Annotated in this window: 8 protein-coding genes; 3 read left to right on the top strand and 5 right to left on the bottom strand. The window is 61.0% G+C overall.

Translation table 11 applies throughout. The features are described 5' to 3' along the window. Positions 1-799: calcium-binding protein (locus tag ACTHQV_RS18105; protein WP_440492142.1), on the bottom strand; the 799-nt coding region annotated here is incomplete at its 3' end. Between the two features lie 537 nt (positions 800-1,336). Between ACTHQV_RS18105 and ACTHQV_RS18100 the strand changes: the two genes are divergently transcribed. Beyond that, a protein-coding gene (locus tag ACTHQV_RS18100; protein WP_440492141.1) for an IS5 family transposase occupies positions 1,337-2,097 on the top strand; the annotation gives its coding sequence in 2 pieces (ribosomal slippage) (positions 1,337-1,670 and positions 1,670-2,097; 762 coding nt in all). A gap of 93 nt (positions 2,098-2,190) precedes the next feature. Next, the gene (locus ACTHQV_RS18095) at positions 2,191-2,880 is read left to right on the top strand and encodes a recombinase family protein (protein ID WP_440492140.1); all 690 of its coding nucleotides are present in this window, start codon (positions 2,191-2,193) and stop codon (positions 2,878-2,880) included. A 14-nt stretch (positions 2,881-2,894) separates the two neighbouring features. Here the strand turns inward: ACTHQV_RS18095 and ACTHQV_RS18090 are convergent, their stop codons facing one another. The 3 genes from ACTHQV_RS18090 to ACTHQV_RS18080 are packed head-to-tail and all read right to left on the bottom strand — an operon-like array spanning position 2,895 to position 5,307. Beyond that, positions 2,895-4,220 (bottom strand): pilus assembly protein TadG-related protein, encoded by a 1,326-nt coding sequence (locus ACTHQV_RS18090; RefSeq protein WP_440492139.1) that lies wholly within the window; start codon positions 4,218-4,220, stop codon positions 2,895-2,897. 14 nt (positions 4,221-4,234) lie between these two features. Then, the gene (locus ACTHQV_RS18085) at positions 4,235-4,771 is read right to left on the bottom strand and encodes a TadE/TadG family type IV pilus assembly protein (protein ID WP_440492138.1); all 537 of its coding nucleotides are present in this window, start codon (positions 4,769-4,771) and stop codon (positions 4,235-4,237) included. Next, complete coding sequence (locus ACTHQV_RS18080; RefSeq protein ID WP_440492137.1) at positions 4,768-5,307, bottom strand: TadE/TadG family type IV pilus assembly protein; 540 nt, start codon at positions 5,305-5,307, stop codon at positions 4,768-4,770. The genes ACTHQV_RS18085 and ACTHQV_RS18080 overlap by 4 nt, the downstream gene beginning before the upstream one ends. Positions 5,308-5,528: 221 nt before the next feature. Between ACTHQV_RS18080 and ACTHQV_RS18075 the strand changes: the two genes are divergently transcribed. Continuing rightward, positions 5,529-5,690, top strand: a complete 162-nt coding sequence (locus tag ACTHQV_RS18075) for a hypothetical protein (protein WP_440492136.1) — start codon at positions 5,529-5,531, stop codon at positions 5,688-5,690. Between the two features lie 94 nt (positions 5,691-5,784). On the opposite strand, the gene ACTHQV_RS18070 is transcribed toward ACTHQV_RS18075, so the two are convergent. Next, positions 5,785-7,014, bottom strand: coding sequence for a glycosyltransferase family 4 protein (locus ACTHQV_RS18070; RefSeq protein ID WP_440492135.1), 1,230 nt, complete (start codon positions 7,012-7,014; stop codon positions 5,785-5,787). Positions 7,015-7,185 lie beyond the last annotated feature (171 nt).

The raw sequence follows: 7,185 nt of genomic DNA, 5'->3' as shown, positions 1-7,185 counted from the left end.
CGCTTCCGCCCAGGCCGGAAATCACGTCGTCCCCCGCCGTGCCCGTCAACGTCTCCGATCCAGCAGTGCCGGTAATGGTACGTCCGGCAATGGCGCTGCCATCGGGCGCGAGTCCTGCGAAATTCTCTTTGGTGAACTGGCTGGCGGTGGTGTTCTCGAAGGTGACGAGCGTCGCGAAGTTCGAGCCGTTGGCGATGCCGTCGCGGTCGACCTGAAGGAGGGTGTTCGTCCCCTGCTGCACGAGCCGCAGATAGCCGCTCGCACCGAACGGATTGACGCTGCCGTTCCAGCCCGACAGGCCGTTGTTGAAATACTGGCTGCCGTCCAGCACATCGCCGCTCGCGCCGGTTACGAAGTCGGTCACAACCAGCTTGCCCAATCCAATGCTAAAAGTATTGGAAAGCTCCAGCGTGTCCCGGCCGGCACCCAGGGTCACCCGTGCGCTGTCTTGCGTGCTCATCAGCTGAAGACGATCGGCACCGTCGCCAAGATCGATTGCGACCGATCCAGCGCTATAATTTAGGTAAGAGACGGTGTCGTCGCCGGTGCCGCCATCGATCGTGACGTTCTCGACTGTGTTGTTGCTTGAGCGCGCGATTGAAATCCAGTCGTTGCCAGCGCCGCCGCGCAGCGTATCCGACCCACGGTCGTCGCGGATCCAGTCGTCCCCGTCGCCACCATCAACGATGTCATTACCCGCACCGCCGCTGATCGTGTCGCTTCCGCCCAGGCCGGAAATCACGTCGTCCCCCGCCGTGCCCGTCAACGTCTCCGATCCAGCAGTGCCGGTAATGTCCATGTCCATCCCCCCCCCAAGAAAGGCCGCCGTTCGAGCAGCCTTTGCTCAGCCTTAATGGATGTCCCAGTGCAGGCGGAAGAGAAAACATCCCTGCCGTCTCAATTTGAGAATGGTCCCTCAGCCGCTGAGGGGGCATATTGCGGCGATGCTTGGCATCCGTTGAGAGGTCTTAAACGGCTGCTCGCTGATGCTTTCGCAATGATCGTCGTTTTCGCAGCACCCGCGTTTCGTTGAAACAAAGTAGTGATAAGCAACGTAAGCGATTCAGCAGCAAAAGTCAGGGTCTTGCGCCATCGGTCTGAACGCAAAGCTTACTTCTCACGCATCGGCTGTGATAGCTAACCGCGTGTGACTAAAAATCGGAAGGCGTTTTAGAAAATAAAGATACATGATTGAGCCGCCCTCTCGCATGTAGAAGTCTGAACGATCGTCGCTGTCGTTCATATATACCAAGACGCCAATCACTAGGCTCAGGACCTATTAAATAGCTTGCGTGAGCGGTGGCGTGTTGATTCATTGGCGGTGGAGGAGCCGCCGATGAGTGACCTGTTCTGGCTGACGGACGAGCAGATGCAGCGGATTGAGCCCTACTTTCCGCTGTCGCATGGCGTGCCGCGCGTGGATGACCGGCGGACCGTCAGCGGGATCATTTTTGTGATCCGCAACGGCCTGCGCTGGCGGGATGCACCGGCGGCATACGGTCCGGCCAAGACGATCTACAACCGGTTTATCCGCTGGAGCCGGATGGGGGTCTTCAACCGGATATTTGCCGGACTGGCGGCCGAGGGCGGGCCACCGGATCAATTGATGATCGATGCTACGCACCTGAAAGCGCACCGGACAGCAGCCAGTCTGCTCAAAAAGGGGCTCTTCCCCGATGTATTGGGCGAACCAGGGGCGGCCTGAACTCCAAGCTGCACGCCGTCTGCGATGATCGGGGACGGCCGCGCGTCATGCTGCTCACCGAGGGGCAGATGAGCGACTATAAGGGCGCAGCCCTCATGTTCGACGCGATGCCGCCCGCTCCAGTGCTGCTCGCCGATCGCGGCTACGACGCCGACTGGTTCCGCCAGGCGCTCGCCGCACGTGGAACCGCTGCCTGCATCCCGTCACGCAAAGGACGCAAGGCACCGATCCCACACGATGCCGCCCTTTACCGACGCCGCCACAAAATCGAGAACATGTTCGGTCGCCTCAAGGACTGGCGGCGCATCCACACCCACTACGACCGATGCGCCCACGCCTTCATGTCCGCCGTCGCCCTCGCCGCATCCATCATCTTCTGGATCAATCAATGAGTCCTGAGCCTAACTGTTCGCGGCGCGACAAAGTCGGTCCGCTCCTAATTAGCCGATCGCCACCTTGGGTATACCCAGTTGAGCCGGGGAATGATGAGCAAGCAGCAAAACATGATCCGGGCGGCGCGGGTATATCTGCGGGTCAGCACCGACGAACAGGATCTCGCCCGGCAGGAGGCGATCGTCGCCGGCGCGCGGGCGGCCGGCTTCTATGTCGCGACGGTGTACCGCGAGAAGGCGTCGGGCGCACGACCCGATCGACCGGAACTGCTGCGCATGGTCGACGACCTGCAACCCGGCGAAGTCGTGATCGCCGAGAAGATCGACCGGATCAGCCGACTGCCTTTGCCCGAAGCCGAACTGCTGGTCGCAACGATCCGGGGAAAGGGCGCGCGCCTGGCGGTGCCGGGGATCGTCGACCTGTCCGATCTGGTCGCCGACAGTTCGGGGGTATCACGGATCGTGCTGGAAGCGGTGCAGGACATGCTGCTCCGCGTCGCGCTGCAAACCGCCCGCGACGATTACGAAACAAGGCGCGAGCGCCAGCGCGGGGGGATCGAGATCGCCAAGCGGGCAGGGCGCTACACCGGGCGGAAGCCCGATCTGGCGCACCACCGCCGCATCGTCGCACTGCGCGAAGCTGGCATGAGCATCGCCCGTACGGCCGAACTGGCGGGGTGCAGCATCGCGCAGGTTAAGCGCGTGACTGCGCTGCATAGAGCGAAATACGCGCCGATCGACGGCGTTGCAGATTCTGAAACAGCGTCGGCGAGTGCAAGGTAAGCGGTGTAGAAGGGCTATCTCGTAAGGCGGGACGTCTGCACAGCCTTCTGAAACAGGGCGGCGAGCGCTTGCGATATGTTACCATCGGTCGATACTTCGAAGAACAAGTCGTCCGATGCGCACCGTTTCAAAGCAGGTCCGATCTCCGGCAGGCGTGGGACTACGTTGCTGACCGCCCAAGGATCGTAATTGATCGATTCCGGGGTGTACGTCGTGTAGAGGACGGCAATACGGATGCCGCGCGCCTTGATCGCATCGCATTGATCCGGGGCAATCGGACCCATTTGGCGACCGTTGATCTCTTCGTCGCGCATGCCATCAGTGATCAGGAATAGCGTCGCTTTTGGACGATCTCCCGGCGTACGAAGGCCATTTCCCGGATTCGACGTCACGGCGGCGTTCAGCTTGGCCAGTGATCCGGCATGTTCTGTCTGGCGATCGTATAGGTAGCCATGCATCTGTACGGCAATGGTCTCAGCCGTAATAGCTTTGGAACTAACGTAATTGAAATCACCTGACGGCGTCGGCCCGGTCAGTTCACGGTAGTTGGCGCTTCGGTCGAATGTAGCGAGATAGAAGCGATACGCCGCGCCGTTCGATGCGGCTTCGCTACGCGCGCTCGAGACCATATCGCGAATGGCATTTTTACCTGCGTCGATCCTGAGTTCGATGCCGTTGTTATGTGCGAAGGTATAATAGTCGATGATCTGGCCGCTGGAATTGCGGATGTTCGGGTTGTCCGGATTTGTTTGGTGGCATGCGAAAGCACAGCCATCGGGGTTTCCATTGCGAACAGTCCGCGATTTTAGAAAGTTGATGCCGGCGGTCGTGGTCGGCAACGCCATCGACGACGACGCATCGAGTAAGACGTAGAAGTCGGTATCGGGTGCCGTACTCGCCTTTGCCGTGGCGGTACCCGTTACGGTCAGTGTATCTTTGCCAAGGATGCCAGCGAAGCTGTTTGTGGATTGCCCACGGTAGGTGACCGTTGCCGTGCGCACGAAGCCCTCGGCTTGCGACGTCCCTTCGGTTACGGTGATCTGCAGTTGCGCCGTGTCCGCGTAGTTCAACGGGACGAGACCAGGCAAATCAGACGTTTGCGCCTGAAACATTACTCGCGCTTGCGCTTGGGCAGTGGCAAGGGGTTGGCGCATCATCGCCGCACTCGTGGCCGACAGCGCGGCCGCATCGGCCGCAGCATTGAGATCGGTCTGCAGCTGCATGGCCGTTCCGTAGTCGATTGCCATGCCGGTGGCGAAGGTGATCGGTACCAGGGCCAACCCCAAGATCATCATGATGTTGCCGCGCTGGTCGCGGGCGAAAGCGGACAGGAGAGACATGCGCATGGCTTGGCTCAGGACAGCGTGATTGTAGAGGAGCGGCGTGGTAGCAACCACAGATCTTCCGAGAAGGTGATCGATCCAAAGTAACCGGACAGCGCGGTATTGTAGGTGTAGGCCGACTGCGTGTAGATGAAGACCGTATTCGGCTGACGATACGCTGCCGGCAGTGCGCTTGCGTAATAGCGGCCGGTAGGAAGTGCTGAGGCGTTACGGCTGCGGCTCCAGTCGATCCGGAAGACATCTCCGCTGCTCTCGATCGTTATTTGGGTTACCCGCAACCGGGCCGGAGCGGTGGCGTAAGGCGCCAGAATTTGTGTGGACCCGTTCATCAGCCCGTCGAGTTCGTTGGTCGTCAGCGCCCGGTATTGCGACGTCATGTCCCCGACCGCGCGGGTCATGATGGTCACCTTGCGCCTGGCGGTAATTGCGTCGCTCAGCTGGTATCCGCCGAGGAACAGCAGCAGCAGCACCGGCAAAGCGATGGTGAACTCAATGAGCGCGGTTCCGCGGTTGTCGGCCATCATTCCGGTGGGTTGCGAGCGCGTCATGCGTACGGCTCCGCCTTGAACGCCATCGTGCCGACGATGATGCGCGTGTCGCCTTCTTGATTGCTGAGTTTAAGCCCGAGCGGCGCGGTACCAATCGGCCAGTTGTAGAGCAGCCGCAGCACGACGATGTCGCCAGCGCCGCCCAACTCGAAGCGGGTAGCATCGGTTACCTGTCCAGCAGCATTGACGCTAACCCCGGCATCAACCGATCCGACGCCGCTCAGGTCCGTCAGCTTCCGGACATCAACATACAGGTTGCTGCAGGTCAGGAACGCTGGAAGACTGCCGCATGCCAGCACACGGAACTGTTTCTGTGTCGTTCCCGAAGGAATCTGTCCGGTCAGCACCTGTCGCGCAACCGTCTCGGCAACCGTCTGCACGCTGTTCTGAACGAAGAAGACGACCGCGATTTGCAGCGTGCCGATCAGCAGTCCTACGAACCCCGCGGCGCACAGGGCGAACTCGATCGCTGCGGCGCCCCGTTTGTCCGCGCGCAGGCTGTGGTCTTTTGACTTTATGCGAAGACCGTAAAACATTCGTTCTGTTTAGAAACGTAATCTTAAAAACGGGTTAGATGGTCATTCATCCTTTGGTATGAGACCTACAGCGACAGCGGTTCGTCGTGGACTGACGGTCCTGGTAGGAACCGGAATTATCGGCGCTGATCCAAGAACGAAAATTTCGAGAGTAGGAAATCAACGCATTTTTAACGTTCCCCGGGCACGAGCGGTGGTCTGTTTTCGGGGGGCCGGAGACGATGATGCAGCAGACCGCCATTGAACGCGAAATTACCCGCGCAAAACATATCATCGACCGTCTGAACGACCATCCGTCGCGTCAGGCGATCGGCCGATACATTGCCGAACTCGAAGCGCGCATTGCCCCCGTTCGATCTCTCGGACCTGAAATTTTGATTTAGCATTTGTCGGGGGCGGATCGAGCCGGTCGCCGGCGCATGGCGCGCCCAACCTGAGGATCTCGTGCAGCGGCGTCTATCGCTTCCTGCCGCCGGCCTACACCGACACCCCCGTCAACTGCTCGACCAGCTGCATCTGGCGCGGCAGGCAGACCGACAGCGCGCAGCGGCCGACGGCGGTCGCGCGTGCCGCCTTGCGCAGCCGCAGGTGGTCGCTGCGGTCGGCCAGCACCCCGATGATCCGGTCGGCGATGGCGGCGGGGTCGTGGAACGGGACCAGATGCCCGTTGATGCCGGGTTCGAGGAATTCGAGCACCGGCGCGGTGTCCGACGCGACCATGACGCAGCCGGTCGCCATCGCCTCGATAAACGACCAGGACAGCACGAACGGCACGGTCAAATAGGTGTGAACGCTGGAGACGCGCAGCAACGACAGATAGTTCGCATAGGACAGCTTGCCGGTGAAATGGACCCGGTCGGCGAACGGGCCGGTGGTCAGTGGGATTTCCAGCTCCATCTGCTCGCGCCACGACCGTCCTTCGGGGGCGGGGGCGCCATAGCTGACCTGATCGCCGCCGGTGATGACGACCTGTGCCTCGGGCCGGGCGGCGAGGATGGCGGGCAGCGCGCGGATGAACGACGGATAGCCGCGATAGGGTTCGAGGTTGCGCGCGACATAGGTGATGACCTCGTCCTGCCGCGACAGCGTCCGCCCGTCGGGCAGGCGGAAGCGCGCCGCCGGATCGGGCTTCACCACATCGGTCTCGACCCCGTCGAAGATGGTGCGGATGCGGGGCTGGTAGATTTCGGGATGGCGGCTGCGCTGCCATTCGGTCGGCGCGATGCCGGCATCGGCCATGTCGAGGCTGAGCAGCAGATGCGCGTTGCGCGCCCGCGTGCGACACACGGTGTCGAGATCGGCGGGCTGCGCCGGATCGAAGCCGACATCGGCCCCGGCGCCATGATAATAGAATTCGGCATAGCTGAGGATCACCGCGCGCGGAAACACGTCGCGCACGAACATCATCTCGCCCCAGCCCGGATGGCCAATCACGATCGTCGGCACGAATCCTTCGCGCTTGAGCTGGAGCAGGGTGCGTGCGACCTGCTGTCCATAGCGGACGCTGGCTTCGTACAGGCGGACATAGTGATGGGTGGTCGGATTGGCCGGACGTGGCGCTTCGTACCCGACGCAGCGGACGCCGGGAATATCAACGCCTTTCCCGCGGGTTACGAAGACGACGCGATGTTTTCCCGATGCCGCCAGTGCCGGAGCAAGATGTTTGAACTGCGCCGGCATGTTCTGGTGAATGAACAATATGTCCAACCGCAATACTCCATTTGGGGTAGATGCAAATAAACGAATAATGTCCTGTCAATAGACAGTTAAAGTTATTGAGAATTTACATTCAAGTAACCATTATGTCGCGCGTTTCCGGCAATGGGTCGGGTGAAGGCGATGGCAGGGGGCATGCCGTCGGACGTGGGGGGGATGGCA

Source organism: Sphingomonas sp. SAFR-052 (genome assembly GCF_051965015.1).
Classification (GTDB): Bacteria; Pseudomonadota; Alphaproteobacteria; order Sphingomonadales; family Sphingomonadaceae; genus Sphingomonas.
This window is presented reverse-complemented; position numbering and strand designations above follow the sequence as displayed.